Genomic DNA, 25,895 nt, shown 5'->3' on the forward strand with positions numbered 1-25,895 from the left:
CACTGTGGCACGATTCCGGGCGTGACCGGCAGACCCCCATCGCCGCAGCAGCTGAGCGACCTGGTCCGGCTGCGCCGCGTCCGCGACCGCATCGACCGTGACTACGCGCAGCCGCTGGACGTGGAGGCCCTCGCCCGCGGCGTCCACATGTCGGCGGGCCATCTCAGCCGCGAGTTCCGCGCCGCGTACGGCGAGTCACCGTACAGCTACCTGATGACCCGCCGGATCGAACGCGCGATGTCGATGCTGCGCCGCGGCGACCTCAGCGTCACCGAGGTGTGTTTCGCCGTCGGCTGCTCGTCGCTGGGCACGTTCAGCACCCGGTTCACCGAGCTGGTCGGGATGCCGCCGAGCGCCTACCGGGCCCGCGCCGCTTCGACCACGGACGGCATGTCCCCGTGCGTCGCGAAGCAGGCGACCCGTCCGGTCCGCCATCCTTCTTGATTCCCGACCAGGTTCTTTGATTCCTGACCAGGTTCTTGATTCCTGACCAGGGCCGCCGCTCCGGCGGTCTCGCATCTGGTCAGGAATCAAGAAGCAGACGCATCCCGTTCTCACATAGCGTGACCGGTATGGACATCGTCATTCACTCATCGTTCCTGCCGCACACCGACCCGGACGCGTCCCTGACCTTCTACCGCGACGTCCTCGGCTTCGAGGTCCGCGGCGACACCGGCTACGAGGGCATGCGCTGGATCACCGTCGGCCCCGCCGGCCAGCCCGGCACGTCGCTCGTCCTGGAGCCCGTCGCGGTCCCCGGCAGCGGCGTCACCGACGACGAGCGCCGCACCATCACCGAGATGATGGCCAAGGGCACGTACTCCGGCGTGAACCTCGCCACCGACGACCTCGACAGCCTGTTCGAACGCCTCCAGAAGCACGACGCCGACATCGTCCAGGAGCCGACCGACCAGCACTGGGGCGTCCGCGACTGCGCCGTCCGCGACCCCGCCGGCAACCTCATCCGCATCCAGCAACTGAGCCACCCCGCCTGACCCACCACTCTTACACTTGGTGACGCGGGTGCTACGCTCTCGAAGATCAATTAGGTGGTATGCGTTACGGTGCTTAGTGAAGCGGTCGGCGCCGCTCCGGTAGCGCCATCCGCCAACGCCTAAATGTGCCCGCCACCCATCCCTGACCCGTGACCGCCGCCGACGTGCCGCCCGCCCTCGCGCATCACGCGCGCGTCCAGCAGCGGGGCTGCATCCCACGTCCCGCCGTGGGGCAACACCAGCCCCGCGTCTGGACCATCCGCAGCACCTCCGGGCCACTCGCGGACCTCGTCACGGCTCGTCGCGGGCACGGTCGGGCGGCGGCATACGGTACGTCGCGGGCACGGTCGGGCGGCGGCATACGGTGCGGGATCCGTCTCGTGCTGGCCAACGAGCACGGGGGCGCCCGCCGCCGGCCGTGCGCGTGATGCGCGGGGCCGGTGACACGGAGCGATGCATGGGGCCGGTGACACGGAGCGATGCGTGGGGCCGGTGACACGGAGCGCGAATCGGGTCGCGGGCACTTCCGGGCGGCGGGCCGCGTCGGCGGCGGTCACGGGTCGGGGCCGGCGTGGCATAGCCGGGCGGATCGGACCCGGCCTGACGCGGCTGGATCTGGGTGGTGAACAGCATGCGGCTGGGTCTAGTTGGTCAGCAGCACCGCTGACCTCGCGCCGATGGTCCACCGCCGGGGTGGCCACAGCCTGGAGGATCAGGCCGCCGCGGCAGCCAGGGCGCCCGGCGCGGCGCGGCCGAGCCGGGTGGTCAGTCAGCGGCGTTGCCAGATCTTGGCGTCAGTGGTCCAGCCCCAGGGCGTTGCCAGATCTTGGCGTCAGTGGTCCGGCGCCGGGCGGTCCCGGTCTGGAGGATCAGGCCGTCCGCGGCGGCCCGGGTGCCCGGCGCGACGCGGCCTCAGCGCCGGCGGTCCACCACAGCGTGGTCGCGACCTGGAGGATCTGGAGGATCAGGCCGTCCACGGCGGCCCGGGTGCCCGGCGCGACGCGGCCTCAGCGCCGGCGGTCCACCACAGCGTGGTCGCGACCTGGAGGATCAGGCCGTCCGCGGCGGCCCGGGTGCCCGGCGCGACGTGGCTGAGCAGGGCGGGCCCGGCATTGCTTGGCACGCCGGCGAGCGGGGGTGGGGCCGGGGTGGCGCGGCTGGGGCGGGGTTGGTCAGCGGCGTTGCCAGATCTCGGCGTCAGCGGTCCAGCGCAGGGTGGTCACGGTTCGGAGGATCAGGCCGCCGGCGGTGGCTGGGGTGAGGTACAGCTCGTCGGCGAGGGCGCGGATGATGTGCAGGCCGCGGCCGTGCTCGTCGAGGACGGCGAAGTCGGTGGCGGCGAGCTCGGTTGTGGTCATCTCCGTGGCGAGGACGAGGCGGCCCGGGTCGATGACGGAGCCGTCGTTCACGACGTGGATCACGCAGCGAACGTCGGTGACCTCGATGCTGATCTCGTAGTCGTCGATGTCGCGGGCGTGTTCGATGACGTTGGCGCAGGCCTCGGTGAGGATCAGGCCGATGTCGTCGCGGCAGGTGGGTTCGACGCCGAGGGTCTGCAGCGCCTGGTCGAGCAGGCGGCGGGCCATGGGCACCGTCGCGGCGTCCCGCGGGAGATGCAGTGCGAGTCGCAGCGCGATCGACACGTGGTTGTCGCCTCCTTCCGAGTGGTCGTTCCCAGCGACCGTACCCTCAGCACCACAGGTTTCATGTTTGTCACACAGCAAGAATCCTCACCCGGTGCGGGTGAGGGTGGGTCGCGCGGATCTGGGAACGGGTCGGCAATGCGGCGAACACAGTGGTTGCTGGCCCTCTCGGTCGGGTACGTCGACGGCATCTGCCTGCTGTTTCTCGGCGGTGTGTTCGGTGGCGTCGTGGCCGGCAACCTGGTCGTCCTGGGCGTGGCGGGGGTGCAGCGGCTGCCGGAGACGGCGCTTCGGGCGGGGCTGTCCGTGGCCGTGTACGGCGGGACCGCGCTGCTCGCCCGGCGGGTCGCCCCGAGCCGCTGCCTCGTCGGCGCGCTGCTCGCGCTCTGCACGCTCTGCGGCGGCTGGATGGTCGCCGCGCACGACCCACGCGGCCTCACCCAGCTGCCGCTGCTCGCCCTCGCCGCCATCGCCGCGGCCCTGCAGCACACCGCGACCCGCGAGCCCGGGGACACCCCGGTGGCGGCCGTCCAGCAGCTGCTGCCCCTCGGCTGCATCCCGGTCGGGGCGGTGGGCGCCGGGCTGCTGCTGGAGCACGTACCGTGGATCGGCCCGCTACCGGCCGTGCTGCTCGTCGCCGCCGCCCTCGTGGTGGGGTCGCTGCGGACCCGGGCGGAGACGACCGCACCCGCCGCGCATCGCGAGCCCGCCAGGCTGTGACCGCCGCGCCCGCCGCGCATCGCGAGCCCGCCCCGCCGCACCCGCCAGGCGTCGCGAGCCCGCCAGGCTGTGACCGGCCGTACAGTTGCGGCATGGGCATGGTGCACACGGTCGGGCTGGTCCTGCACCCCCGCCGCGACTCGAAGCCGGCGATCGACGCCATCATCGACTGGGCGAAGACCCGGGAGGCGACGGTCCTCGGGCTGCCCGACGAGGTCGACCGCATCGACTGCACCGCCGTCGCGGTCGACGCCGACGAGCTGGTCAGCCGGGCGTCGCTGGTCGTGAGCCTCGGCGGCGACGGCACGATGCTGCGCAGCATGCGGCTGCTGTCCGGCAAGCCGACGCCGGTGCTGGGGGTCAACCTGGGGCGGCTCGGGTTCCTCGCGGAGGTCGCCGTCGAGGACCTGCCGGCGGCGCTGAGCTCGATCGACGCCCACCGGTACACCGTGGAGCCGCGCATGGCGATCCGCACCCAGCTGCCCGACGGCACGGACGTCACCGCCTTCAACGACATCGCGCTGGTGCGGGTGCCGGGGCAGGGCCTCGCCGCGGTCGGCATCTCGATGCAGGGCTACCCGTTCGTGCGGTACTCCGCGGACGCGCTCATCGTCGCCACGCCGACCGGGTCGACCGCTTACAGCTTCTCCGCCGGCGGGCCGATCGTCTCGCCCAACGTCGAGGGCATCCTGGTCGTGCCGGCGGCGGCGCACTCCGCGTTCAACCGGGCGATGGTCCTCTCGCCCGACGAGGACCTCGACCTGGAGCTGCTGCCGACCAGCGGCCGGCTGGTGGTGGAGGTCGACGGCATCCTCGGCGGCGAGCTGCAGGCCGGTGACATGCTCACGGTGTCGGCGGTCCCGTCCGCGGCGAAGGTGGTGCGCCTCGGGTACACCACGTTCTACGAACGGGCCCGCCGCAAGCTGCGGGTCAACGGCAGCCTGGAGGTGGAGGAGCCGTAGCTCAGCCGAAGGCGATGTGATCCAGCCAGTGGCGCAGCACCCCGGCGTCGCCGTCGATCGCCAGACCGTCGGCGTCGCGGCGCCGGTACACCAGCAGCAACAGCTCCTGGACCGGCGCCCGGACGGTGACGGCCGCGGGTCCGCCGCCGCGGCGCCAGGTGTTGACGTCCCCGGTCAGGTCGACGAACCACGCCGCGGGCAGGTCGTCCGCGCTCAGCGCCAGCGTGCGGCCGGGGCCGAGGACGGCCCGCTTGCCGGGGGTGAGGTCGAAGTGGATCGGGTGCGCGTCGAGCGCCATCCACTCGTCGAGCGCGTCGGTGGCGACGTCCGTGGACACCGCGAACGGCACCGCGGCGGCCAGGGTCGCGTCGGCCCGGTGCATGAGCGTCTCGTGGGCGAAGCGGCGCGCCCAGAAGGGCATGCCGCCCAGGTCGAACGGGGTCCACACCGGAGCGTCCGGGCCGGCCTCGCGCAGCGCGCCGGCGAGCTCGCGGGCGCCGTCGAGCAGCCACGCCGCCGGGACGGGTCCGGTGTCGTCGCCGGCGACGTCGCGGACGATGCCGTCGGGCAGGAACCCGGTCGCCCTGGTCCGGACGATCTCGGTGGCCCACCGGTGCCCGCCGCCGATGTGCCGCAGCAGCGCGCCCAGGGTCCAGCCGGGGCACGACGGCACGGGCGCGGTCAGGGACGCGCCGTGCAGGCCGTCGACGAGCAGCTCGGTCTGGGCGACGATCCACCCGCAGTGGTCCTCGAAACGCATGGTTCTCCTCGGGTACGCGACGGTGACGCTGTCACGAGGAGGTCGGAGCCACCACGGCTTCCTCGACATGCGGCACGTCCGAAGACACCGAAGACTCGGAAGACACCGAAGACGAGGACGCTGCGGCGACCGCGATCGACTCCATCGCCCACAGCAGCGCCTCGGCCTCGGAAGGGGCCATGAGGTGGCTGTCGACGTACATCGTGATCTCCACCGCCTCGTCGGAGCCGTCGACGCTCAGGAACAGCGCCGAGGACGGCTCGTCGGAGCGGTCGACCCAGGCGAACTCGCTGCGCTCCGGGCGGGGCACGTCCTGCAGCTCGCCGCCGAGGCGCCGGTCGTTGAGGCTGACGTCCAGGGAGAACTGCGGCCCCCGGTCGGCGACCACGCCCGCGATCACCGCGTTGAGGTCGTGCCGGTTGTAGTAGGCGTGCTTGTACGCGGTGAGCGCGGCCCGGCGGGTGCGGTCCAGCACGTCGGTGAAGCCGCCGGCGGTGTCGATGACGCACAGCCCCATCTGCGAAACGGGGGCGACGACGCCGGCCAGCCCGGCCCGGTAGCGGTTGCTCGAGATCAGCCGCAGCGGCACCACGGTGACGCCGGTGACCTGGGCGAACGCGATGGCGAACGCGGCCGGCAGGGCGGGCGCCGGCTCGACTCCGGCCCGCAGCGCCGCCGTGCGCAGCGCCGCCGGCAGGACCGTGGAGTGCAGGACGCCGGTCCAGTGCCGCGGGGTGCGCACGTCGCGGGACGGGGCGAGGCCCGGGTCGGGGATGGCGCGCAGGTGGGTGTCCCAGTGCCGCAGCGAGGCCGCGTTCTGCCGTACGCCGGCCGGTGACGCCTGCAGCCGGGCCTGCTCGAGCGCGGAGTGCCCCTCGACGGGGGTGTCGGTGCGGGCGTCGGTCTCGGTCATCATCCGCACCGCGCCGGCGCCGTCCATGACGAGGTGCGACATGATCAGGACCACGTGGGAGCACACGCCGGCGGTGCGGACGACGGCCATGCGGACCGGCCACTCGTGGACGTGGTCGAAGGGGACGGCGCGGAACCGGGCCTCGACCCCGGCCGGGTCGGCGTCGTCGAGGACCTCGAGGTCGATCGCGCCGGCGCCGTGCACGACCTGGTGCGGCGGCCCGTCGCCGGCGAAGACCAGCCGCGTGCGCATGCTCTCGTAGCGGCTCATCAGGTACTGCAGCTCGCCGGCGACGTCGTCGGTCGTGGTCCCGGGCGGCAGCGGCCGGGTCCCGCCCATCGCCAGGGAGTGCCCGAGCGTGGTCATCTTGAGCCAGATGTCCAGCTGCCCCCAGGACAGCGGTCCGGTGCCCGCGCCGCCGCCTTCGAACGTCACCCGCATCCACTTACTTTAGGACGCGGAAAAAACGCCGGTCTATGGGTGGGACCGCGACGGCAGGCCGTCGACCTTGAGCAGGGCGTCGTCGGCGTAGCACCACACCCACTCCTCACCCGGCTCGAAGGACTGGACCAGCGGGTGACCGCCGGTGTGGTAATGCGCGGTGGCGTGCTTCGCCGGTGACGAGTCGCAGCAGCCGACGTGCCCGCACGTCAGGCACAGCCGCAGGTGCACCCAGCGGCCGCCGGCGGCGAGGCAGTCCTCGCAGCCGTCCGCGCTCGGCTGGACGTCGTGGATCTGGTCGAGGTGCTCACACGGGTTGCTCACGGAGCACACAGTATCCAATGGGCGATCGAGGAAACCCGTGGTTGGATTGGGTCCATGGCCAAGCCAGCGATCTTGACCGTGGACGACGATCCCGCGGTGTCCCGGGCGGTCGCCCGTGATCTCCGGAAGCAGTACGCCGAGGACTACCGCATCATCCGCGCCGACTCCGGTCAGGAGGCCCTGGACGCGCTCAAGGAGCTGAAGCTGCGCGGCGAGCAGGTCGCGGTGCTGCTCGCCGACTACCGCATGCCGAACATGACCGGCCTGCAGTTCCTCGAGGCCGCGATGGACCTGTTCCCGCGTGCCCGGCGGGTGCTGCTGACCGCGTACGCCGACACCGATGCCGCGATCCAGGCGATCAACGTCGTCGACCTCGACCACTACCTGCTCAAGCCGTGGCACCCGCCGGAGGAGAAGCTGTACCCGGTGATCGACGCCATGCTCGAGGCGTGGAAGGCCGCCCCCGACCGGCCGGTCGCCGACGTGAAGGTCGTCGGGCACCGGTGGTCGGCGCCGTCGTTCAAGGTGCGGGACTTCCTGGCCCGCAACATGGTGTCGTACCGCTGGTACACCACCGACGACGACGAAGGGCAGCGGCTGCTGACGGCGGCCGGGCTGACCGAGGCCGACGTCCCGCTCGTCGTCACCCAGGAGGGCAAGACCCTGGTCGCGCCGGGTGAGGCCGAGCTGGCGGTGCAGGTGGGCCTGACCACGACGCCCGCGTCCGACTTCTACGACCTCGTCGTCGTCGGCGGCGGGCCCGCCGGTCTCGGCGCGGCCGTCTACGGCGCCTCCGAGGGGCTGCGCACCGTGCTGCTGGAGGAGCGGGCGACGGGCGGTCAGGCCGGGCAGAGCAGCCGGATCGAGAACTACCTCGGCTTCCCCGACGGCGTGTCCGGCGCGCAGCTCACCGACCGGGCCCGCCGGCAGGCGGTGAAGTTCGGCGCCGAGCTGCTCACCGCGTGCAAGGTCACCCGCCTGGCGGTGCAGGGCTCGGCGCGGGTCCTGCACTTCGAGGACGGCACGACGATCGCGGCGCACAGCGTCATCCTGGCCACCGGGGTCGCGTACCGGCGGCTGCGCGCACCGGGTCTGGAGCAGTTCCACGGCCGGGGCGTCTACTACGGCTCCGCGTCGACGGAGGCGCCGAGCTGCTCCGACCAGGAGGTCTACATCGTCGGCGGGGCCAACTCGGCCGGGCAGGCCGCGATGTTCTTCAGCCGGTACGCGCGCCGCGTCCACCTCGTCATCCGCGCCCCCAACCTGGACGCGTCGATGTCGCGGTACCTGATCGAGCAGATCGCGGCGGTCCCGACGATCGAGGTCCACCCGTGCACGGAGATCGTCGGCGCCGACGGCGACGAGCACCTGGAGCGGCTCACGCTGCGGCCGGTCGACGGCGGCGCCGAGCGGACCGTCGACAGCTCCTGGCTCTTCATCTTCATCGGCGCGGAGCCCCGCACCGACTGGCTGGAGGGCGTGGTGCAGCGCGACGCCCGCGGGTTCGTGCTGACCGGGCCGGACGTCGCCGCGAGCGGCGACCATCTGGCGCTCGGCCGTGACCCCTATCACCTGGAGTCGAGCGTCCCGGGAGTGTTCGCCGCGGGTGACGTGCGCGCAGACTCGGTGAAGAGGGTCGCATCGGCGGTCGGCGAAGGCGCGATGGCGGTCTCACTGGTGCACCGGTACTTGGTGGAGGGGCAATGAGCAGGCCGGAGCGCAGCGGAGTGGCTGCTCATCATGGGCGCAGGTTCGGCTCAGTCCGGCGCCGGAGCGCAGCGGAGGTGACGGAATGAGCCGACGGCTTACCCAGGAAGAGCTCCGCGGGCTGTTCCTCTTCGAGGCGCTCGACGACGAGCAGCTGGACTGGCTCGCCGCCCGCGGCACCGCGGTGCGCTACGAGTCCGGGCGGCCGGTGTACCAGGAGGGCGAGCCGGCGACCTGCTTCGTGGTGCTGCTGTCCGGCACCGTGAGCCTCAGCCGGAACGTGCACGGCGACGACATCGAGCTCAGCCGCACCGACCAGGTCGGCGTCTACGGCGGCGCCACGCAGGCGTACCTCGGCGACCGGGTCCCGCAGGTCTACAACAACACGATGCACGCGATCACCGACTCCGAGCTGTACGAGCTGCCCGCCGTCGAGCTCGGCGCCGCGATGCGCGAGTGGTTCCCGATGGCGATGCACCTGCTCGAGGGCCTGTTCTTCGGCATGCGCAACGTCAACAACGCGGCCGCCGAGCGGGAGCGGCTCCTCGCCCTCGGCGCGCTGTCCGCCGGCCTGACCCACGAGCTCAACAACCCGGCCGCGGCGGCCGTGCGCGCCACCGCCGTCCTGCGTGACCGGGTCGCCGGCATGCGGCACAAGCTCGCGATGATCGCCGACGGCCGGCTCGACGGCCAGCAGCTGCACGGGCTCGTCGAGCTGCAGGAGCGCGCCGTCAAACTGGCCGCGACCGCCCCGAAGCGCTCCGCCCTGGACGCCAGCGACGCCGAGGACGCCGTCGGCGACTGGCTCGACGAGCGCGGCGTCAACGGCGCCTGGGACCTCGCCCCGACCCTGGTCGCCGGCGGTGTCGACGTGCCGTGGCTGGAGGACGTGAAGGTCTGCGTCGGCAAGCTCGACCTCGAGCCGGCCGTGCGCTGGCTCGTCTACACCATCGAGACCGAGCTGCTGATGGGCGAGATCGACGACGCCGTCACCCGCATCTCCGGTCTCGTCAACGCGGCGAAGCAGTACTCGCAGCTGGACCGCGGGCCGTTCCAGGTCGCCGACGTGCACGAGCTGCTCGACGCGACCCTCATCATGCTCAACGCGAAGATCTCCAAGCAGGGGGTCAAGGTCGTCACCCGCTACGACCGGGACCTGCCGCCGATCCCCGCGTACGCCGCCGAGCTCAACCAGGTGTGGACCAACCTCATCGACAACGCGGTCGCCGCCATGCACGGCGACGGCACCCTCACCATCACCACGTCCCGCGACGGCGACTGCCTGGCGGTCGAGTTCGCCGACACCGGCACCGGCATCCCCGCCGAGGTCCGGCCGCGCATCTTCGAGCCGTTCTTCACCACCAAGCCGGTCGGTGAGGGCACGGGGCTCGGGCTGGACATCTCGTACCGCATCGTGGTGAAGAAGCACCACGGCGACATCCGGGTCACGTCAAGCCCCGGCGACACCCGCTTCCTCGTCCTGCTGCCGCTGACCGAGCCCGCCCCCACCGCCTGACGCCGGTCGCCGCGGCTCGCCCGGCGCGGTCACGGTGCGGTGGGTCAGCAGCGTGACCGCCGCCGCGGCCACCGCGCCGGCGAGGGCCACCGCGACCGCCGCCCGGGGCGCCGCGCCGTCGACGGCCGCACCGGCGAGCGCGCTGCCGAGGGCCGCCCCGGCCGCCGTCGCCGTGCTCGTCCACATGCGGGCCTCGGTGCCGGTGCCCGGCGGGGCGGCCAGGTCGGTCAGCTCGTAGGCGAGCGCGTTCAACGGCGCGAGGGGCGCCCCGGCCAGGACGAACAGCCCCGCCAGCCACCAGAGGCCGGCGGGGAGCAGCAGCGGCGCCAGTACCAGCGCCATCGCGGCCGACAGCAGGGTGAACCTCGCCGGCGTCACGTGCGGCCCGAGGCTGCCCAGCAGGCTGCCCGCCGCGAACCCGCCCAGCAGCACCCCCGCGAACCCGGCCCGCCCGCCGTCGGTGGCGAACGCGGCCGCCGCCACCTGCACCGCGCCGATCGCGACGCCGAGCGCCGCCCGCGAGCCGACCAGCGACAGCACCGCCGGGGCCCGTAGCGGCCCGAGGACGCCCGCCCGGGCCACGCGCGGCGCCGGCCGCCACGCCCGGGCCGGCGGCAGCAGCGCGAACGCCGCCGTCGCCACGACCGCGAGACCCGCCGTCAGCACCAGCCCGAGCGCCGGCCGCCCGACCGCGACGACCGCGCCCGCCACGACCGGCCCGGCGATGAACCCGACCTCCAGCAGCGCGCTCTCCAGGCGGTACGACGCCCGCAGCTGCGCGCCCTCGCCCAGCATCGCGATCCAGATGCCGCGCATGCACGCCGCGACCGGTGGCCGTGCCGCGCCCGCGACGCCGGCGAGCGCGGCGAGGACCCACAGCGGCGCCGACGGCCGTGCCGCCACGCCGAGCAGGGACCCTCCGTGCAGGGCCGCGGTCACGAGCAGCACCGGTGTCTGGCCGGTCCGGTCGACGAGCCGGCCGACGATCGGCGCCGCGGCGGCGGTACCGACGGCGAACACACCGGCGACGAACCCTGCCGCGCCGAAAGACCCCCGCTCGTGCTGCAGCAGCAGGACCAGCGCGAGAGCGACCGCCCCGGCCGACAACCGGGTGAGCAGGTTCGTGACCGCCAGGGCCGTCGCGAACGGCCGCCGCAGCACCGCCGCCCAGAGTCGTAGCACCCGGCAGTTCTACGCGACCGGCACCGCGACCCGCACGCGCTTTTCCGGGTGTCCGTGTATGGTGCGAGCGCCGTTCGTCGATCGGGGAGATCAAGTATGGACACGCCGGAACCCGCACCGAGGTCGCGTCGCGGATGGGTCGACTGGGTCACCAAGCTCGCCGGTGCGCTCACCCTCGCGGCGCTGGGCGCCGGCCTCGGCGGCTGGCTCGCCTGGCAGGTGTCCGACGACCTGCCCGCCGACCGGTTCGCGCTGGAGACCGTCCAGCCGCTCGTGCCGGGCACCCGCCTGCACGCCCCGGACCGGCGGCACGAGCCACCGTTCGGCTACGACCCGCCGTACGAGGGCGTGCAGGCGCTGCTGTTCGGCGGCGACGACTACAACGGCGGCTACATCGCCTACCACGTCGACCCTCCGGCGCAGAACGTCACGGGCGCGATCGGCGTCGCCCGGGAGGCGCTCGTCAAGGACCACTACTGGAAGGTCGACACCCGCGCCCCGGACCTGCCCGGCCAGGCCGAGGGCGTCACCGCGGTCAGCCGCGACCTGGTCGTGCAGGTGTACCAGGAGGGGGCCGGCGGGCTCGTCCTGGAGATCAGCCGGCGTCCGCCGCCGTCGGTCGCCCCGCTGGTCGCCCTCTTCGGCCTGGTCGGGTTCGCCCTCGGCTGGGTCGGGATGCGCCGGGCCGTGGACAACGGCCGGGTGGCGGCCGTGACCGCCTGGGCCGGCGTCGGGTTCCTGGCGCCGTGCACCCTGCTGACGTATGCGGTCGTCGCCACGATGTACCTGGCGCCGGTGACCGAGCCGATCCCGTCCTGGGACGCCTACACCGGCATCGGCTTCCGCCTCCTGGCCAACATCGGGGTCCTGCTGCTGCTCGCCGCCACGGCCGTCACCGCGCTGGCCGTGTGGTCTTCGGATTCGCGGCGTCGCCTTCCGCTGCCCTGACCGTGTGGTCTTCGCTCGATTCGCGGGTGTCGCCGGCCGTTCCGGCAGGGCGGGCCGCACCTTCGGCGACTGGCAACGCCGGTGAATGCCCGGCTACGGTGAGCGTCCGCTGTTGCCTCCATGGATGGATGCTGTGACCGCTCCCGCGGAACGACCCGTGCTCTCCCCTGAAGTCGCCGGGCGCGCGCCGACGACCGTGACCCTCGCGAACGGGTTCTCCCGGATCAGTTCGCCGGTCACGATCCTCGTCGCCGGGGCGCCCGGAGCGGGTAAGGACATGCTCTGCGACTCGTGGACGACGGCGCAGCGGGGCAGTCCTGACCCGACCGAGATGAGCGACGACCGCGAGGACATGAACTTCGTCGTCGCGCGGTCCCGGACCATGTGGTTCCCGAAGCGGACCAAGGTCACCCTGACCATCGTGCCCGGCCAGGCGAGCCGCGAGCGGACCAGGACCTTCGGCGACCGGCTCATGCCCGGGCACACGACGATGGGCGCGGTCTACGTGACCTGCTGGGGGCACAACGAGATCTGGGACACCCGCGGCGACGCCGCCCTGGTCCGCAAGGTGCTGCGCACGACCGCCGGCAGCCCCGGTCACCGGCTCGCCGAGGACCACCTGAAGAAGCTGCGGGAGCTGCTGCTCAAGCGTGAGGAGCAGGACCTGGAGGACGCGCTGCAACGCCTCGCGGCGTCCTGGGTCCGCAACCCGGCCGGTGGCCGGCCGCGGTTCCTCATGGTCGCCGTCAACAAGGCCGACCTCTTCTGGTCGCGGGTCGACGAGGCGCTGGAGCACTACCGGACGTCGGCGTTCGGGCGGCGGCTGGCGGCGTTCGGCCGCCGGTTCGGCCTCGAGGTCGACGTCGTCGCGGTGAGCACCGGACCGCAGCGCTGGGACCCCGACCCGCTGCTGGCCTGCAGCGTGGAGCCGGAGCTGGAGCCGGCCGACTCACTGGTCCTGCTGACCGAGTTCTTCGCCCGTCTGGAGGCGCACTGTGGCGTTCGGTGAGGCCGGCTCCCGGGAACCCACCGGCGCCGAGTTCGAGGAGTACCTGGCCACCGCCGAGCGTCTCCTGCGCGACTCGGACGCCCTGCGCCGCCGGGGCGCGACCGCCCGGATCGCGGGGTCCGCGGCGTCCATCCTGCTGCTGCCGGTGGTGGTCGCCGTCGCCATGGCGGCACGGACGGACGCCGTGAGCCTGGTCGTCACCGCGCTGGTGTGGCTCGGCGCCTCCGTCGCCGCCACGCGGGTGGTGCAGCAGATGGTCGTGGCCACCGCCCGGGAGCAGCTCTCCCGCGACTCCGAGGCCGCGGCCCGGATCGCCCGGCTGCTCAGCGACGTGTTGCCGATCATCGCGGAGGACGAGGGCTGGACCCACATCCGCGTACGGGTGGCGGAGAGCCGGCTGGCCCGCCTGCCGCTGGGCGTGGAGGACCGCTGATGAAGGGCCCCTCACCGGAAGCCGTCGGCCGGGCAGCCGACTGGTCGGCGGTCCTCGCCATCGTGGTCACCGGGTCGGTCTTCGTGCTGAAGCACTTCGGCCCCTGGGACCCTGACACCGACGCCGGGGACCTGCTGCTCGTCGGCATCTGCGCGACGATCCTGGGCATTCGTGTCGTCTGGCGCCTCCTCAGCCCGGTCTCCGACGACGGCGTGCACTTCGAGACCGGCGGCGGCCGCAGCTGGCTGTTCCTGGCTCTGTTCGCCGGCGCGCTGATGGCCGCCGGCGGGGTGGTCGCCGTGGTGTGGGCGCTGATCGCCGGCAAGCAGGGCGGCCCACCCACGTAGCCCCCGGCTCGCGATCCATCGCCCGGCTCGTCGAACCGGCGCGTCGCGAGCTGATCTGAAGGCCGGCGAACGGTGTGGCGCGAGCTGATCTGAGGGCCGACGAGCGGCCTGCGCCGACGCGGTTCGTTGAGTGTAAGGGTTGCGGGTCAGGCAGAGTCGCGGACGCCCAAGTGCTGGCCGGTCGACTCCTTGGCGCGCCCTCGACCATAAGGGTGTGTGCACGGTGCTGGGCATCGGTGGCCCGTGACCCCGGCTCGAGGATGGCGATCCTTGCCCTGGCAAGGGGCGGTCATGCGAACATATGTTCGTGTCCGACGGGGCCTCGATCCTGCACGCTGACCTGGACGCGTTCTACGCGTCGGTGGAGCAGCGCGACGACCCGCGCCTGCGGGGGCGGCCGGTGATCGTCGGTGGCGGGGTGGTGCTCGCGTGCAGCTACGAGGCGAAGCGGCGCGGGGTGCGCACGGCGATGGGTGGGCGGCAGGCGCGGCAGCTGTGCCCGGAGGCGGTCGTCGTGCCGCCGCGGATGCGGGCGTACTCGGAGGCCAGCCGGCGGGTGTTCGAGGTGTTCCGGGACACGACGCCGGTCGTGGAGGGGATCTCGATCGACGAGGCGTTCCTCGACGTGCGGGGGCTGTGGCGGATCGCGGGGACGCCGCGGCGGATCGCCGAGAAGCTGCGGGCCGACGTGCTGCGGGAGGTCGGGCTGCCGATCACGGTCGGGGTGGCGCGGACGAAGTTCCTGGCGAAGGTGGCCAGCGGGGTCGCCAAGCCCGACGGGCTGCTGGTCGTGGAGCCCGCCGACGAGCTCACGTTCCTGCACGCGCTGCCCGTGCAGCGGCTGTGGGGCGTCGGGGCCGTCACGGCGGCGAAGCTGCACGCGCACCGGGTCATGACGGTGGGGCAGGTCGCCCGGCTCGGTGAGGCGACCCTGGTGTCGATGCTCGGCGAGGGCACGGGGCGGCACCTGCACGCCCTCGCGCACAACCGGGACCCGCGGCCGGTGCAGACCAACCGGCGCCGCCGGTCGATGGGGGCGCAGCGGGCCCTCGGCCGCGGGCCGCACCAGCCGGCATTCGTCGACGCGGTCCTCGCGGAGCTGGTCGACCGGGTCTGCCGGCGCCTCCGGGCCGCCGAGCGGGGCGGTCGCACGGTCGTGCTGCGGATGCGGTTCGCGGACTTCACGAAGGCGACGCGCTCGCACACCCTGGCGAAGGAGACGTGGCACACCGCGACGATTCTGGACGCCGTACAGATGCTGCATCACAAGGAAGCGTCGCTGATCGCGAACCGGGGGCTGACGCTCATCGGCATCGCCGTCGCGAACCTGGACGGGGACGGTGCCGTGCAGCTGGAGCTGCCGCTGCGGGCGCACACCGGCGGCGAGCTGGACCAGGCGATGGACCAGGTCCGGGACCGGTTCGGCTCGGCGGCGCTGACGAGGGCGTCGCTGCTGGGCCGGCAGCAGGGGCCCACAACTCCCCTGCTGCCGGACTAGCTCAGCCGCGCAGCGCCTTGATGGTGTCGCGGTACCAGTGCGCGGACTGCTTCGGGGTGCGCTCCTGCGTGTCGTAGTCGACGTAGACGATGCCGAAGCGCTTGTCGTAGCCGTAGGCCCACTCGAAGTTGTCCATGAGCGACCACGCGAAGTAGCCGCGGATGTCCGCGCCCTGCTGGCGGGCCACGGCGACCGCGCCGATGTGGGAGTCGAAGTAGGCGACCCGGTCGTCGTCGCGGACGAAGCCGGTCTCGTCGGGCTCGTCGTAGAAGGCGGAGCCGTTCTCGGTGACGAAGATCGGCAGCCGGTAGTCCTCCCACAGGCGCACGAGGAGCTGGGTGAAGCCCTCGGGGACGATCTCCCAGCCCATCGCGGTGATCGGGCGGCCGGTCGGGATGGGGCGGCTGACGGGCAGGCCGGTGGCGTCGTGGGTGTTGCCGTCCTCGTCGACGCCGGAGACCGTCTCGCTGAAGTAGTAGTTGACGCCCAGGACGTCCAGCGGCGTCTTGATGACCTCGAGGTCGCCGTCCTGCACGGGCAGCTCGATGCCCTGCGCGGCGAGGTCCGCGACGAGGTCCGCCGGGTACCGGCCGTGCACGAGCGGGTCGAGGTAGATGCGGGTGCTGAGCGCGTCGCTGCGCCGGGCGGCGTCGCGGTCGGCGGCGCTGTCGGTCTCGGGGGTGCTGACGCCCATGTTGAGCGTGATGCCGAACTCGTGGTGCGGGGCCGCCGCCGCCTTCATGCGCTGGGTCGCGAGGCCGTGACCGAGCAGGAGGTGGTGCACGGCGTGCATGCTGGCGGCGAAGTCGCGCCGGCCGGGGGCGTGCACGCCGTAGGCGTAGCCGAGCATCGCCGAGCACCACGGCTCGTTGAGCGTCGTCCACGTCTTGACGCGGTCCTTGAGCGCGTCGAAGACGAGCATGCTGTAGTCCGCGAAGCGGTAGGCGGTGTCGCGGACGGGCCAGCCGCCCGCGTCCTCCAGCTCCTGCGGCAGGTCCCAGTGGTACAGGGTGATCCACGGCTCGACGCCGTTGGCGAGCAGCTCGTCGGTGAGCCGGTCGTAGAAGCCGAGCCCGGCCGGGTTGACCGGGCCGCGGCCGCGGGGCTGGACCCGCGGCCACGCCACGGAGAACCGGTAGAGGTCGACGCCGAGGTCGCGGATCAGCGCGACGTCCTGCGGCATGCGGTGGTAGTGGTCGCAGGCGACCTCGCCGGTGTCTCCCTTGTCGATCGCGTCGGGCACCTCGCAGAACGTGTCCCAGATGGACCGGGTCCGCCCGTCCTCGTCGACCGCGCCCTCGATCTGGTAGGCCGAGGTCGCCACTCCCCAACGGAAGGAAGGCGGGAGTGTGGCGATCGGGTTCTGCACATCGAGGGGTGTCGCGGTCGTGTCCATGGTTCTCCTGTTTGCAGTTACTGGGACGGTGTGCCCGTTGGCAGGCTCAGCCGGCGGTGACCGGATGCAGCCAGCAGGCGACGGTGCGGGGCTCACCGACGTGATCGTCGGGCTTGCCCAGGATCGGAATCTTGGTCGGGCACGGCTCGAACGCCTTCGGGCAGCGCGGGTGGAACGCGCAACCGGACGGCATGCCGCGCAGGTCGGGCGGCGAGCCGGGGATGCCGGCCAGCTCCCGCCGTTCGCCGCGCAGCGCCGGGAACGAGCGCAGCAGCCCGGCGCTGTACGGGTGCTTCGGGTCGCGGTAGATCGCCGCCGAAGGCGCCTCTTCCACGATCCGCCCGCCGTACATGATCGCGATCCGGTCGGAGAACTCGACCAGCAGCGACAGGTCGTGCGTGATGAACAGGACGGAGAAGCCGAGCCGCTCGCGCAGCTCGACGAGCTGGCCGAGGATCTGCCGCTGCATGACGACGTCGAGCGCGGTGGTCGGCTCGTCCATGATGACCAGCTGCGGTTCCAGGGCGAGCGCCATGCCGATCATGACGCGCTGGCGCATGCCGCCGGACAGCTGGTGCGGGTACGCGTCGAGCCGGTCCTCGGCGATGCCGACGAGCCGCAGCAGCTCCTTGGCCCGCGCGACCCGGGCCGCCTTGGTGGAGCTCGGGTCGTGCGCCTTGATCGCGTCCATCAGGCCGACGGAGATCTTGTGCACCGGGTTGAGCGAGTTCATCGCGCCCTGGAACACGATCGACGTCTCCGCCCACCGGTACTTGCGCAGCTCCTCGTTGGAGAGGTTGAGCACGTCGTACGGGTCGCCGGTCGGCGGGTGGTAGATGACGGAGCCGTTGGCGACGACGCCGGGCGGCGGGAGCAGCCGGGTGACGCCGTAGGCGAGGGTCGACTTGCCGCTGCCGCTCTCGCCGGCGAGGCCGACGACCTCGCCGCGGTGGATGGTGAGGCTGACGTCGCGGACCGCCTTGACCCCCTCCTCGCCGAGACCGTAGTCGACGTCGAGGTTCTTGATCTCCAGCAGCGGCCGGGTCAGGGTGCGGGTCATGGCTTCGCTCCATACTCCACCGAGCCGACGGCGTCGTCCTGGTCGTCGGTCGGGCCGGCCTGCTTGGTCTGGTGCTTGATCTCGATCTCGGGGGTGCTGTCGGCGCGGCCGCGGATGACGGGCGTGAACCCGACCCGCATGGTGACCTTGTCGCCGTTGGGGGCGCGCCGGGAGCCCGCGCCGGAGGTGCGCAGGCGGGGGCTGACGAACTCGTCGATGCCGAAGTTGATCAGGCTGAGCGCGGTGCCGAGGAACGCGATGGCCAGACCGGCCGGCACGAACCACCACCAGGCGCCCTGCGCGAGGGCCTGCTGGCCCTGCGCCCAGAACAGGATCGTGCCCCAGTTCCAGGTCGACACCGACGAGATGCCGATGAACGCGAGGGTGATCTCGGACATGACGGCGAAGATGACGGTGCCGACGAAGCTGGACGCGATGATCGCGGTCAGGTTCGGCAGGATCTCGAACAGCACGATCCGCCAGGTCTTCTCGCCGGTCGCGCGGGACGCCTCGACGTAGTCCCGCCGTCTCAGCGAGAGGGTCTGTGCTCGTAGGACCCGGGCGCCGTACGCCCAGGACGTACACCCGATGACCAGCGCCACGACGATGTCGCCGGCGTTGGTGATGGTGGACGTGACGATGATGATCAGCGGCAGGCCGGGGATGACCAGGAAGACGTTGGACACCGCGGAGAGGCTCTCGTCGGCGGCGCCGCCGAGGTAGCCGGACGTGACGCCGATGAGCACCGACAGGACCGTCGCGACGATGCCGGCGATCGCGCCGACCACGACGACGCCGCGGGCGCCGACGAGGATCTGGCTGAAGATGTCCTTGCCGAGGTGGTCGGTGCCGAACCAGTGCGAGCCGGACGGCGCCTGCAGCTTGTCGGCCGTGATGAGGTCCGGGTCGTACGGCGAGATCCACGGCCCGATGATCGCGATGAGCACGTAGATGCCGAGCACGATGAGGCCGGTCGCGGCCTTGCCGTTGGCGATGAACCGGAACCGCTTGCGCTTCGCCTTCGAGGCCGGCTTCACGCTCGGCTGGGCCATCGAACCCTGGCCCGGGATCACCTGCTCGATGCTGGACGGGGTGACGGTCATCTCAACCACTCTTTCGGGTGCGCGGGTCGAGCAGCAGGTAGGCCACGTCGGCCAGCAGGTTGGCCACCAGCACCGAGATCGTGATGACCAGGAAGATGCCCTGCATCAGCGGGTAGTCGTAGGCCTGGACACCCTGGAAGAGCTGGTAACCCACACCCGGGTAGGAGAACACGATCTCCACCAGGAGGGTGCCACCGACGATGTAGCCCAGCGACAGCGCGAAGCCGGACACGTTGGGCAGCAGCGCGTTGCGGGCGGCGTAGCTGAAGGCGACCCGCTTGTCGGACAGGCCCTTGGCGTGCGCGACGGTGATGTAGTCCTCCGAGGAGACGGTGACCATCATGTTGCGCATGCCGAGGATCCAGCCGCTCATCGAGGAGATGAGGATCGTCGCCGCGGGCAGGATGCTGTGGTTGAGCGCGCTGCCGATGAAGTACTGGTCGAACGCCGGCACCAGGCCGGGGGTGAAGCCGCCGGACGACGGGAACCAGCTGCCGGGGCCGGCGAGCAGGGCGATCGCGACGAGACCGAGCCAGAAGTACGGCACCGAGGACAGGAACGTGGTCGCCGGCAGCAGGCTGTCGATCCACGAGCCGCGCTTCCAGCCGGCGCCGACGCCCAGCGCGGTGCCGATGATGAAGCTCAGGATCGTGGTGATGCCGACCAGGCCGATCGTCCACGGCAGGCTCTGGCCGATGACCTCGGACACCGACGTCGGGTAGAACGTGAACGACAGGCCGAGGTCGCCGTGCAGCAGCTGCTTCCAGTAGCCGATGTACTGCTCCCAGAGGCTCTGGTCCTTGTCGAGGCCGAACAGCACCTTGATGGACTGGATCGCGTCGCTGGACAGCCGGCCCTGGTTCTTGGAGATCAGGGCGCTGACCGGGTCGCCGGGCATGACCCGCGGGATGAAGAAGTTGAGGGTGATCGCCGCCCACGCCGTGAACAGGTAGAAGGCGAAGCGTTGCAGCAGGAACTTCATCGTGCCTCCTCCGTCAGCGTCAGAGCCGGCGGCGTGGGGATGGCGGCGCTGCCGTTGGCAGCGGAGCCGATGCCTTCTTTGGCGACGGTGTCCGCGTCGTACAGCCAGCAGGCGGCCCAGTGCCCGTCGCGGTCACCGATCTCCAGCCGCGGCGGCAGGTCGACCTTGCAGCGGGGCATGGCGTGCGGGCAGCGGGGGTTGAAGCGGCAGCCGGCGGGGGGCCGGATCAGGCTCGGCGGCTCGCCGTTGCCCCGGTCCATGTTCGCCGGGTCGGCGATGCCTTCGATGCGGTCCGGGTCGGGCGCGGACTCGATCAGCAGCCGCGTGTACGGGTGCGCGGGGTTCTGCGTGACGGTCTCGCTGTCGCCGCCCTCGACCATCCGGCCGGCGTACATGACCATGGTCTCGTCGGCGAAGTAGCGGGCCGAGGCGATGTCGTGCGTGATGTACAGGATGGCGAGGTTGAGCCGTTCCTTCAGATCACGCAGCAGGTTGAGGATGCCGAGGCGGATCGACACGTCGAGCATGGAGACCGGCTCGTCGGCGAGCAGGGCCTCGGGGTCGGCGCCGAGGGCGCGGGCGATCGCGACGCGCTGGCGCTGGCCGCCGGACAGCTCGTGCGGGAACTTGTCGATGTAGCGCTCGGGCGGGGTGAGGCTGACCCGGGTCAGCAGGTTCGCGAGGGCTTCCTCGAGCTCGGCCGCGGTCTTGCCGGCGTTGCCGTGGATCTTCAGCGACCGGGTGAGGTGGTAGCGGACCGTGTGCACCGGGTTGAGCGAACCGAACGGGTCCTGGAAGATGAGCTGCACGCGCTTGACGTAGTTCCGGAAGCGCCTGCCCCCGTTGACCTTGGTCGACGTGCCGTGCAGGAGGATGTCGCCGCCGGTGCGCGGGTAGAGCTGCGCGAGCAGCCGGGCGACTGTGGACTTGCCGGAGCCGGACTCGCCGACCAGTGCCGTGACTCTGCCCCGTCGCAGAGTGAAGGAGACGTCGTCCACCGCGTGGACGGCTGCCTTGGTGCCGGAGAAAAGGTCACGCATTCGCCTGCGGACGGGGAAATGCTTGGTCAGGCCGACAGCCTCCAGCACCACCTCGCCGACCGGCGCCGCCGTGCTTTCGCTCAACGTCATGCCGATGTTCCTGTCTTGGGGTGTCGTCACGGGGTGGCGCTCCCCGGGTTGCCCGCGCGGGCAACCCGGGGAGCGCCGTCACTAGCGACCGGTCAGGAGGCCGGCTTGAGGTGCAGGATCACGTCGAGCGCGTTCGCCTGGGTGGGCTGGGCGGCGCCGTAGGGGTTGGCGTCGTCCGGCCAGCCGGTCCACTGCTTCGTGGAGTAGGCCCCACCGACATTGTCGGCGCCGACGGGGATCATCGGCATGTGCTCGACGAAGATCTTCTGGAGCTTGTTCATCGCCTCGACACGGACCGAGTCCTCGGTCGCCGACTGGTAGTCGCGCAGCGCCTTGGTGGCCTCGGGGTTGTTGAAGCGCCCGAAGTTACCGGCGGGGCTGGCGGTGCCGACCGGCTTGAGCAGGTCGCCGTCCATGATCGTCTGGTAGATGTCGTACGGCGTGTTACCGCCGTTGGTCCACCGGAAGCCCGCGTCGAACTGACCGGCCTCGACGTTCTTGAACCACGCGTCCTGGTTGGCCTTCTCGACCGTCGCCTCGATGCCGATCTTCTGAAGGTTGGCCTTCACGATCTCCAGCGAGGTCTGGTAGTCCGACCAACCGGCCGGGTCGGTCAGCGTCAGGGTGACGGCCTTGCCCGACTTGTCCTTCAGCGTGGTGCCCTCGTACTTGTAGCCGTTGGCGGTGAGGAGCGCCTTGGCGCCCTCGATGTCGATCTTGTAGTCCTTGCCCTTGAACTCCGGCGCGAGGAACGCGTCGCCGGCGGGGCTGGGCAGACCGGTCACGCTCTTCACCAGCGGGTGGAAGTAGCCGGCCTCGGCCGTGTTGAAGATGTCGTCACGGTCGATGACCATGCTCATGGCCACGCGCAGGTTCTTGTCGTCGAACGGCGCCTTGGTGGTGTTGATGTACAGGCCGTGGATGCCGAGGACCGGCGGGGCCCAGATCTTGTGGTGCGCGGCGTCCTTGTCGATGAAGACCGTCTTCACATTGGGGATGAAGACGAAGCTCCACTCCGACTCACCGTTGGCGAGCGCGGTGGTCTGCGCGTTGTTGTCGGTGTAGGAGGTGTACCGCAGCTCCTTGACCTGCGGCAGCGCCTGCCAGTAGCCCTTGTCGCGGACCGTCAGCGTGGCGGTCTGCGGGGTGAACGACTTCAGCGTGTACGGGCCGGAGCCGATCGGGTTCTTGGCGAGCTCCGCCTTCGGGTCCGAGACCTTCTCCCAGATGTGCTTGGGGACGATCGGGACCTGGGCGATGGCCTTGTGCTGGCTGACGAACTGCGGGTTCTTGAACGTGATGGTCACGTCCGCGCCGCTGGCCGTCGCGTCGGAGATGGTGAGACCACCGGTGTTGAGCGCCTCGTTGTCACGCAGCAGCTTGTACGTGAACGCGACGTCCTCGGCGGTGACCTTCTGGCCGTCGGACCAGGTGGCGTTGTCGCGGATGGTGGCCTTGACCGAGGTGTAGTCCTTCGACCACTCCGCCTTGGTGGCGAGCCACGGCTTCATCGGGTCGGCCGGCTTGACCGGGTTCCACATCATCAGCGGCTCGTAGAGCGCCCAGCGGTAGCCCGACTTGGACGCCGCGGAGGTGCTGAGGAACGGGTTCTGGTTCTCGGTCTGCGGGCCGTTCGGCATGCCGACGTTGAGGACCGTCGGGCCCTTCTTCGCGTTGTCGGCGTTCGGCGAGTCGCCACACGCAGCGAGAGCGCCGGTGGCGAGCAACCCGGCGAGGCCGAGCACAACGGAGCGTCTGGTATGCACGGGGGTGTCTCCTTACGTACCTGGATCGACAGGTGGGGCGGGCATTCGGGGTATGACGACGGGGCCTTCTTGCGGCAGGTCCCGCCCTTTGGTGCGGTATCGGTGGTGCGTCGTGCCGGGTGGTGCCGGGTGGTGCGGGTTGGTGCGGGGATGGTGCGGTGGAGCGCTCGGGCTACGCCGGCATGGTCGAGGACCGCACGACGAGCGTGGTGGACAGGATGTTGGGCTCACTCGTCAACGGCGTGCCGTCGAAGTGTGCGATGAGCCGCCGGGCCGCCATCTCGCCCATCTGCCGCATCGGCTGGCGGATGGTCGTGAGTGGTGGCTCGGTGTGCGCGGCGTGGACGATGTCGTCGAAGCCCACGAGGGCGACATCATCCGGCACCGCGCGGCCCGCTTGGCGCAGCCCCTGGAGGGCGCCCGCCGCGGACAGGTCGTTGTGGGCGAAGACCGAGTCGAACTCCAGCCCCAGGTCCAGCGCCCGCCGGATCGCCTGGGAGCCGCAGTCGTAGGTGAAGTCGCCCTCCATCACGAAACGCGGGTCGACCGGGTGACCGGCGGCCGCGAACACGTCCGCGAAGCCACCGAGCCGGTCCTGCGTGCAGCCGAACTTCTCGGATCCGGTGATGACGAGGGGGCGCCGCCGGCCGATCTCGACCAGATGCCGGGCGGCCAGGGCCCCGCCGGCCCGGTTGGTGGTCCCCACCGACGGCATGAGCGGCTTGTCGCCGCGGTCGTCGATGAGCACCACCGGCAGGCCGCCGGCATACAGGTCGGCGAGGTAGTCCAGGGTGCCCTCCGGCTCGATCGCCAGCAGGCCGTCGAAGGCCTTGCCGGAGACCTGCGCCGAGAACTGGCGCATCGACTCGGCGCCACGGTTGCACGTGAAGAGCAGCAACCCGTAACCCTCCGCTTCGACGACATCAACGGCTCCCTGCACGATCTCGCCCATCCACGGCCAGATCAGCGAAGGCACCAACATCCCGATGACCCTGGTGTGGCCCCGGGCGAGGTTGACCGCCCGCGCGCTGGGCGTGTAACCCAGCTCGTCGATGACCCTCCGCACCCGTGCCGCGGTCGACTCGTCGACCTCGCCTTTGCCGTTGAGCACCCGCGAGACGGTGGTCTTGCTGACCCCGGCCCGTGAGGCAACATCGGCGATGGTGATCGGCACGCCGCGATCCTCTCTGTGAGAGCGCTTTCTGGCAAGAGAGCGTTTTCTGGAACCGGTTCCGCAACCGGTTCCGGCACACTAAATCCGATTGCGGACTGTGGTGTCAATAACACGGTGGTAACGAAACGTAACGCCTGGGAAAAGCTTGCCAAGGCCTCGGACGGTGGTGTTTGCTCACAGCACGCCGACGCGCCCGCCGTCGCGGTGACGCGCGGGCACGCCCCTGAAAGCGCTCTACCGACCGGGGAGGTGGATGACGGTGCCGTCGCTGAGCGGCTGCTGCTTGACCACCAGGACGTCGAACCGGAGCCCCTTCGGCACGTCGAAGACGAGCGTGCCGGTGACCGGTTTGCCGGCCCTGATTTCCCCGTAAAGCGGTCGGGTTTCGGCGTTGTAGAGCCACGACCAGTCGTCGGCCTTGTGGTCGTTGCCGTCGGTGTCACGCAGCCGCTGCGAGCCCTGATAGATGCGGGTGCTGCCGGTGCCGAGGTTCTCGACCCGCACCTCGACCAGGCAGAACTCGCCCTCGGCGTCCTTGACGATCGGCCAGTCGCCGATGCGTTTCACGCCGCACTCGAAGCCGGTGACGGTGAAGCGGACGCCGCCGTCGGTGCCGACCGGGCTGGGCTTCTTCGACGGCACCTTGCTCGCCGGCGCGGCGGTGCTGGGGCCCGCCTTCGCGGCGCCGTCCTTGCCCGAGCCGGCCGAGTCGGCGAGGTTGAACACGCCCCACAGGCAGCCGAGCACGATCAGCACCGCGACGACGGCGGCCACCGCCCCGCCGACGCGGCGCGGCGGGCGGCGGGGAGGAGGCGGCACCGGCGGCAGCGGCGGGCGCCCACGACCCGGGTCCGCATACTGGGACGACACCGGGACACCGAGAGTGGGGTCGAGCATCGTCGGGCTGACCGGCACCGGCGAGACGGGCATCGCGTGCACCGCCGTCGGCGACACCGGGATGACCGGCGCGGCGCCGGGCGCGAACCGGCCCGTGGGCGGCCGGGGCGGCACCGGCGGCGCGGCGCCGCGGACCTTCGCCGCGGGGCCGGCCGTGGAGCGGGTCCGGGGGTCGGCGCGCGGCGACGTCACGTGCACCGCCGCCGGGTCGTCGTCGCCGACGAGCGCGAGCAGCAGCTGGCGGGCCGTCGGCCGGGCCGCCGGGTCGGGCCGCAGCGCCCGGGCCACGATCTCGGCGATGCCGGGCGCCAGCCCGTCCGGGACGGCACCCGCCGGCATCACGCCCGTGCCCGCCCACGCGACGAGGACGCCCCACGCGTACACGTCGGAGGCCTGGCTGGGCGGGGCGCCGCGCTCCTGCTCGGGCGCCAGCCACCCCGGCGTGCCGAACAGCTGCCCGACGGGCCCGTCGTGGCCGTGCGGGCGGGCGACGCCGAAGTCGATGACCTTCGGGCCGAACGGTGACAGCAGCACGTTGCGCGGGCTCAGGTCGGCGTGCACGAGCCCGACGGCGTGGATCGCGGTCAGCGCCGCCGCGACCCCGACCGCGACCGCCTCGACCTGGCCGCCGAGCGGCCCGTTGACGGTCGCGTAGTCGTGCAGGGACGGCCCGGACACGTACTCCGTCACCAGGTGCGGCACCGGGCCGTCCAGGGCCACGTCGAGGACCCGCGCGGTGCAGAACCCGGCGACCCGCGACGCGGCGGCGGCCTCGGCCGCGAACCGTTGCAGGAACTGCGGGTCGCCGTGCCAGACCGGGTTGATGACCTTCAGCGCGACCCGGCGGTCGCCGGGGCCGGCGGCGAGGTAGACGGTGCCCATGCCGCCGACGCCGAGCACGCCGAGCAGCCGGTAGGACCCGACGGTCGCCGGGTCCCCGGCACGCAACGGCGCGGGCATGTCCCCCATGCGACCCATCGTGCCCTATC

The 25,895-nt window shown here is 71.8% G+C and carries 25 protein-coding genes; 11 read left to right on the plus strand and 14 right to left on the minus strand.

Translation table 11 applies throughout. The features are described 5' to 3' along the window. The first annotated feature begins 21 nt into the window (after positions 1-21). Together ACQEVZ_RS50780 and ACQEVZ_RS50785 are read left to right on the plus strand one after the other, a co-directional pair. Positions 22-444, plus strand: a complete 423-nt coding sequence (locus ACQEVZ_RS50780; RefSeq protein ID WP_344499190.1) for a helix-turn-helix transcriptional regulator — start codon at positions 22-24, stop codon at positions 442-444. 128 nt (positions 445-572) lie between these two features. Beyond that, entirely contained in the window at positions 573-995 is a 423-nt protein-coding gene (locus ACQEVZ_RS50785; RefSeq protein WP_344499188.1) for a VOC family protein, read from the plus strand. Positions 996-1,959: 964 nt separating this feature from the next. On the opposite strand, the gene ACQEVZ_RS50790 is transcribed toward ACQEVZ_RS50785, so the two are convergent. Continuing rightward, on the minus strand, positions 1,960-2,118 hold the full coding sequence (locus tag ACQEVZ_RS50790) for a hypothetical protein (RefSeq protein WP_433382495.1): 159 nt from the start codon (positions 2,116-2,118) through the stop codon (positions 1,960-1,962). Between the two features lie 49 nt (positions 2,119-2,167). Further along, the gene (locus tag ACQEVZ_RS50795; RefSeq protein ID WP_433382498.1) at positions 2,168-2,638 is read right to left on the minus strand and encodes an ATP-binding protein; all 471 of its coding nucleotides are present in this window, start codon (positions 2,636-2,638) and stop codon (positions 2,168-2,170) included. Positions 2,639-2,776: 138 nt separating this feature from the next. On the opposite strand from ACQEVZ_RS50795, the gene ACQEVZ_RS50800 reads away from it, so the two are divergent. Next, the gene (locus ACQEVZ_RS50800; RefSeq protein WP_433382501.1) at positions 2,777-3,358 is read left to right on the plus strand and encodes a DUF1275 family protein; all 582 of its coding nucleotides are present in this window, start codon (positions 2,777-2,779) and stop codon (positions 3,356-3,358) included. A gap of 92 nt (positions 3,359-3,450) precedes the next feature. Next, positions 3,451-4,320 carry an NAD(+)/NADH kinase gene (locus ACQEVZ_RS50805; protein WP_433382504.1) on the plus strand — a complete coding sequence of 290 codons (870 nt, stop codon included), beginning with the start codon at positions 3,451-3,453 and terminating at the stop codon, positions 4,318-4,320. Between the two features lies 1 nt (position 4,321). On the opposite strand, the gene ACQEVZ_RS50810 is transcribed toward ACQEVZ_RS50805, so the two are convergent. From ACQEVZ_RS50810 to ACQEVZ_RS50820, 3 genes are read right to left on the minus strand one after another with little or no spacing between them, the layout of a single operon-like run. Further along, a complete protein-coding gene (locus tag ACQEVZ_RS50810; RefSeq protein ID WP_433382507.1) occupies positions 4,322-5,080 on the minus strand; it encodes a maleylpyruvate isomerase family mycothiol-dependent enzyme in 759 nt (252 codons plus the stop codon). A gap of 31 nt (positions 5,081-5,111) precedes the next feature. Beyond that, positions 5,112-6,434, minus strand: coding sequence for a condensation domain-containing protein (locus ACQEVZ_RS50815; RefSeq protein WP_433382510.1), 1,323 nt, complete (start codon positions 6,432-6,434; stop codon positions 5,112-5,114). 33 nt (positions 6,435-6,467) lie between these two features. After that, positions 6,468-6,758, minus strand: coding sequence for a UBP-type zinc finger domain-containing protein (locus ACQEVZ_RS50820; RefSeq protein WP_360561232.1), 291 nt, complete (start codon positions 6,756-6,758; stop codon positions 6,468-6,470). A 54-nt stretch (positions 6,759-6,812) separates the two neighbouring features. Between ACQEVZ_RS50820 and ACQEVZ_RS50825 the strand changes: the two genes are divergently transcribed. Both ACQEVZ_RS50825 and ACQEVZ_RS50830 read left to right on the plus strand, forming a co-directional pair. Beyond that, positions 6,813-8,465 carry an FAD-dependent oxidoreductase gene (locus ACQEVZ_RS50825; protein WP_433382514.1) on the plus strand — a complete coding sequence of 551 codons (1,653 nt, stop codon included), beginning with the start codon at positions 6,813-6,815 and terminating at the stop codon, positions 8,463-8,465. An 85-nt stretch (positions 8,466-8,550) separates the two neighbouring features. Continuing rightward, entirely contained in the window at positions 8,551-9,981 is a 1,431-nt protein-coding gene (locus ACQEVZ_RS50830; RefSeq protein ID WP_433382517.1) for an ATP-binding protein, read from the plus strand. Here ACQEVZ_RS50830 and ACQEVZ_RS50835 read toward each other — a convergent pair. Then, the gene (locus tag ACQEVZ_RS50835; RefSeq protein ID WP_433382520.1) at positions 9,916-11,163 is read right to left on the minus strand and encodes an MFS transporter; all 1,248 of its coding nucleotides are present in this window, start codon (positions 11,161-11,163) and stop codon (positions 9,916-9,918) included. The two genes, ACQEVZ_RS50830 and ACQEVZ_RS50835, sit on opposite strands and share 66 nt — an antisense overlap. Positions 11,164-11,259: 96 nt before the next feature. Between ACQEVZ_RS50835 and ACQEVZ_RS50840 the strand changes: the two genes are divergently transcribed. The 5 genes from ACQEVZ_RS50840 (at position 11,260) to dinB (ending at position 15,398) form a co-directional block, all read left to right on the plus strand. Beyond that, on the plus strand, positions 11,260-12,111 hold the full coding sequence (locus ACQEVZ_RS50840) for a hypothetical protein (RefSeq protein ID WP_433382523.1): 852 nt from the start codon (positions 11,260-11,262) through the stop codon (positions 12,109-12,111). A gap of 133 nt (positions 12,112-12,244) precedes the next feature. Next, positions 12,245-13,120 carry a hypothetical protein gene (locus ACQEVZ_RS50845; RefSeq protein WP_433382526.1) on the plus strand — a complete coding sequence of 292 codons (876 nt, stop codon included), beginning with the start codon at positions 12,245-12,247 and terminating at the stop codon, positions 13,118-13,120. After that, on the plus strand, positions 13,107-13,553 hold the full coding sequence (locus tag ACQEVZ_RS50850; protein WP_354896587.1) for a hypothetical protein: 447 nt from the start codon (positions 13,107-13,109) through the stop codon (positions 13,551-13,553). The genes ACQEVZ_RS50845 and ACQEVZ_RS50850 overlap by 14 nt, the downstream gene beginning before the upstream one ends. Further along, positions 13,553-13,900, plus strand: coding sequence for a hypothetical protein (locus ACQEVZ_RS50855; protein WP_360561242.1), 348 nt, complete (start codon positions 13,553-13,555; stop codon positions 13,898-13,900). The genes ACQEVZ_RS50850 and ACQEVZ_RS50855 overlap by 1 nt, the downstream gene beginning before the upstream one ends. Positions 13,901-14,207: 307 nt before the next feature. Further along, positions 14,208-15,398 (plus strand): DNA polymerase IV, encoded by a 1,191-nt coding sequence (dinB, locus tag ACQEVZ_RS50860; protein ID WP_433382530.1) that lies wholly within the window; start codon positions 14,208-14,210, stop codon positions 15,396-15,398. Position 15,399: 1 nt separating this feature from the next. On the opposite strand, the gene ACQEVZ_RS50865 is transcribed toward dinB, so the two are convergent. From ACQEVZ_RS50865 to ACQEVZ_RS50900, 8 genes are all read right to left on the minus strand, one after another. Beyond that, the gene (locus ACQEVZ_RS50865) at positions 15,400-16,794 is read right to left on the minus strand and encodes a GH1 family beta-glucosidase (protein ID WP_344499156.1); all 1,395 of its coding nucleotides are present in this window, start codon (positions 16,792-16,794) and stop codon (positions 15,400-15,402) included. 46 nt (positions 16,795-16,840) lie between these two features. Further along, positions 16,841-17,854 carry an ABC transporter ATP-binding protein gene (locus ACQEVZ_RS50870; RefSeq protein WP_344499154.1) on the minus strand — a complete coding sequence of 338 codons (1,014 nt, stop codon included), beginning with the start codon at positions 17,852-17,854 and terminating at the stop codon, positions 16,841-16,843. After that, positions 17,851-18,957, minus strand: coding sequence for an ABC transporter permease (locus ACQEVZ_RS50875; RefSeq protein ID WP_433382535.1), 1,107 nt, complete (start codon positions 18,955-18,957; stop codon positions 17,851-17,853). Before ACQEVZ_RS50875 ends, ACQEVZ_RS50870 begins: the two co-directional genes overlap by 4 nt. A 1-nt stretch (position 18,958) precedes the next feature. Continuing rightward, positions 18,959-19,939, minus strand: a complete 981-nt coding sequence (locus ACQEVZ_RS50880; RefSeq protein ID WP_344499150.1) for an ABC transporter permease — start codon at positions 19,937-19,939, stop codon at positions 18,959-18,961. After that, complete coding sequence (locus tag ACQEVZ_RS50885) at positions 19,936-21,069, minus strand: ABC transporter ATP-binding protein (protein WP_433382539.1); 1,134 nt, start codon at positions 21,067-21,069, stop codon at positions 19,936-19,938. The genes ACQEVZ_RS50880 and ACQEVZ_RS50885 overlap by 4 nt, the downstream gene beginning before the upstream one ends. Positions 21,070-21,161: 92 nt before the next feature. Continuing rightward, the gene (locus tag ACQEVZ_RS50890; RefSeq protein WP_433382542.1) at positions 21,162-22,835 is read right to left on the minus strand and encodes an ABC transporter substrate-binding protein; all 1,674 of its coding nucleotides are present in this window, start codon (positions 22,833-22,835) and stop codon (positions 21,162-21,164) included. Positions 22,836-23,007: 172 nt separating this feature from the next. After that, positions 23,008-24,009 carry a LacI family DNA-binding transcriptional regulator gene (locus ACQEVZ_RS50895; protein WP_344499144.1) on the minus strand — a complete coding sequence of 334 codons (1,002 nt, stop codon included), beginning with the start codon at positions 24,007-24,009 and terminating at the stop codon, positions 23,008-23,010. A 234-nt stretch (positions 24,010-24,243) separates the two neighbouring features. Next, positions 24,244-25,875, minus strand: a complete 1,632-nt coding sequence (locus ACQEVZ_RS50900) for a protein kinase domain-containing protein (protein ID WP_433382546.1) — start codon at positions 25,873-25,875, stop codon at positions 24,244-24,246. Between the last annotated feature and the right edge of the window lie 20 nt (positions 25,876-25,895).

The organism is Dactylosporangium sp. CA-152071 (assembly GCF_050936335.1).
Taxonomy (GTDB): domain Bacteria; phylum Actinomycetota; class Actinomycetes; order Mycobacteriales; family Micromonosporaceae; genus Dactylosporangium; species Dactylosporangium maewongense.

Excerpts from the sequence above, each read along its gene's own strand:
- ACQEVZ_RS50785 (WP_344499188.1), top strand. The coding sequence starts at position 573 with ATGGACATCGTCATTCACTCATCGTTCCTGCCGCACACCGACCCGGAC.
- ACQEVZ_RS50800 (WP_433382501.1), top strand. The coding sequence starts at position 2,777 with ATGCGGCGAACACAGTGGTTGCTGGCCCTCTCGGTCGGGTACGTCGAC.
- ACQEVZ_RS50805 (WP_433382504.1), top strand. The coding sequence starts at position 3,451 with ATGGGCATGGTGCACACGGTCGGGCTGGTCCTGCACCCCCGCCGCGAC.
- ACQEVZ_RS50810 (WP_433382507.1), bottom strand. The coding sequence starts at position 5,080 with ATGCGTTTCGAGGACCACTGCGGGTGGATCGTCGCCCAGACCGAGCTG.
- ACQEVZ_RS50815 (WP_433382510.1), bottom strand. The coding sequence starts at position 6,434 with ATGCGGGTGACGTTCGAAGGCGGCGGCGCGGGCACCGGACCGCTGTCC.
- ACQEVZ_RS50825 (WP_433382514.1), top strand. The coding sequence starts at position 6,813 with ATGGCCAAGCCAGCGATCTTGACCGTGGACGACGATCCCGCGGTGTCC.
- ACQEVZ_RS50830 (WP_433382517.1), top strand. The coding sequence starts at position 8,551 with ATGAGCCGACGGCTTACCCAGGAAGAGCTCCGCGGGCTGTTCCTCTTC.
- ACQEVZ_RS50840 (WP_433382523.1), top strand. The coding sequence starts at position 11,260 with ATGGACACGCCGGAACCCGCACCGAGGTCGCGTCGCGGATGGGTCGAC.
- ACQEVZ_RS50855 (WP_360561242.1), top strand. The coding sequence starts at position 13,553 with ATGAAGGGCCCCTCACCGGAAGCCGTCGGCCGGGCAGCCGACTGGTCG.
- ACQEVZ_RS50865 (WP_344499156.1), bottom strand. The coding sequence starts at position 16,794 with ATGGACACGACCGCGACACCCCTCGATGTGCAGAACCCGATCGCCACA.
- ACQEVZ_RS50870 (WP_344499154.1), bottom strand. The coding sequence starts at position 17,854 with ATGACCCGCACCCTGACCCGGCCGCTGCTGGAGATCAAGAACCTCGAC.
- ACQEVZ_RS50875 (WP_433382535.1), bottom strand. The coding sequence starts at position 18,957 with ATGACCGTCACCCCGTCCAGCATCGAGCAGGTGATCCCGGGCCAGGGT.
- ACQEVZ_RS50880 (WP_344499150.1), bottom strand. The coding sequence starts at position 19,939 with ATGAAGTTCCTGCTGCAACGCTTCGCCTTCTACCTGTTCACGGCGTGG.
- ACQEVZ_RS50885 (WP_433382539.1), bottom strand. The coding sequence starts at position 21,069 with ATGACGTTGAGCGAAAGCACGGCGGCGCCGGTCGGCGAGGTGGTGCTG.
- ACQEVZ_RS50900 (WP_433382546.1), bottom strand. The coding sequence starts at position 25,875 with ATGGGGGACATGCCCGCGCCGTTGCGTGCCGGGGACCCGGCGACCGTC.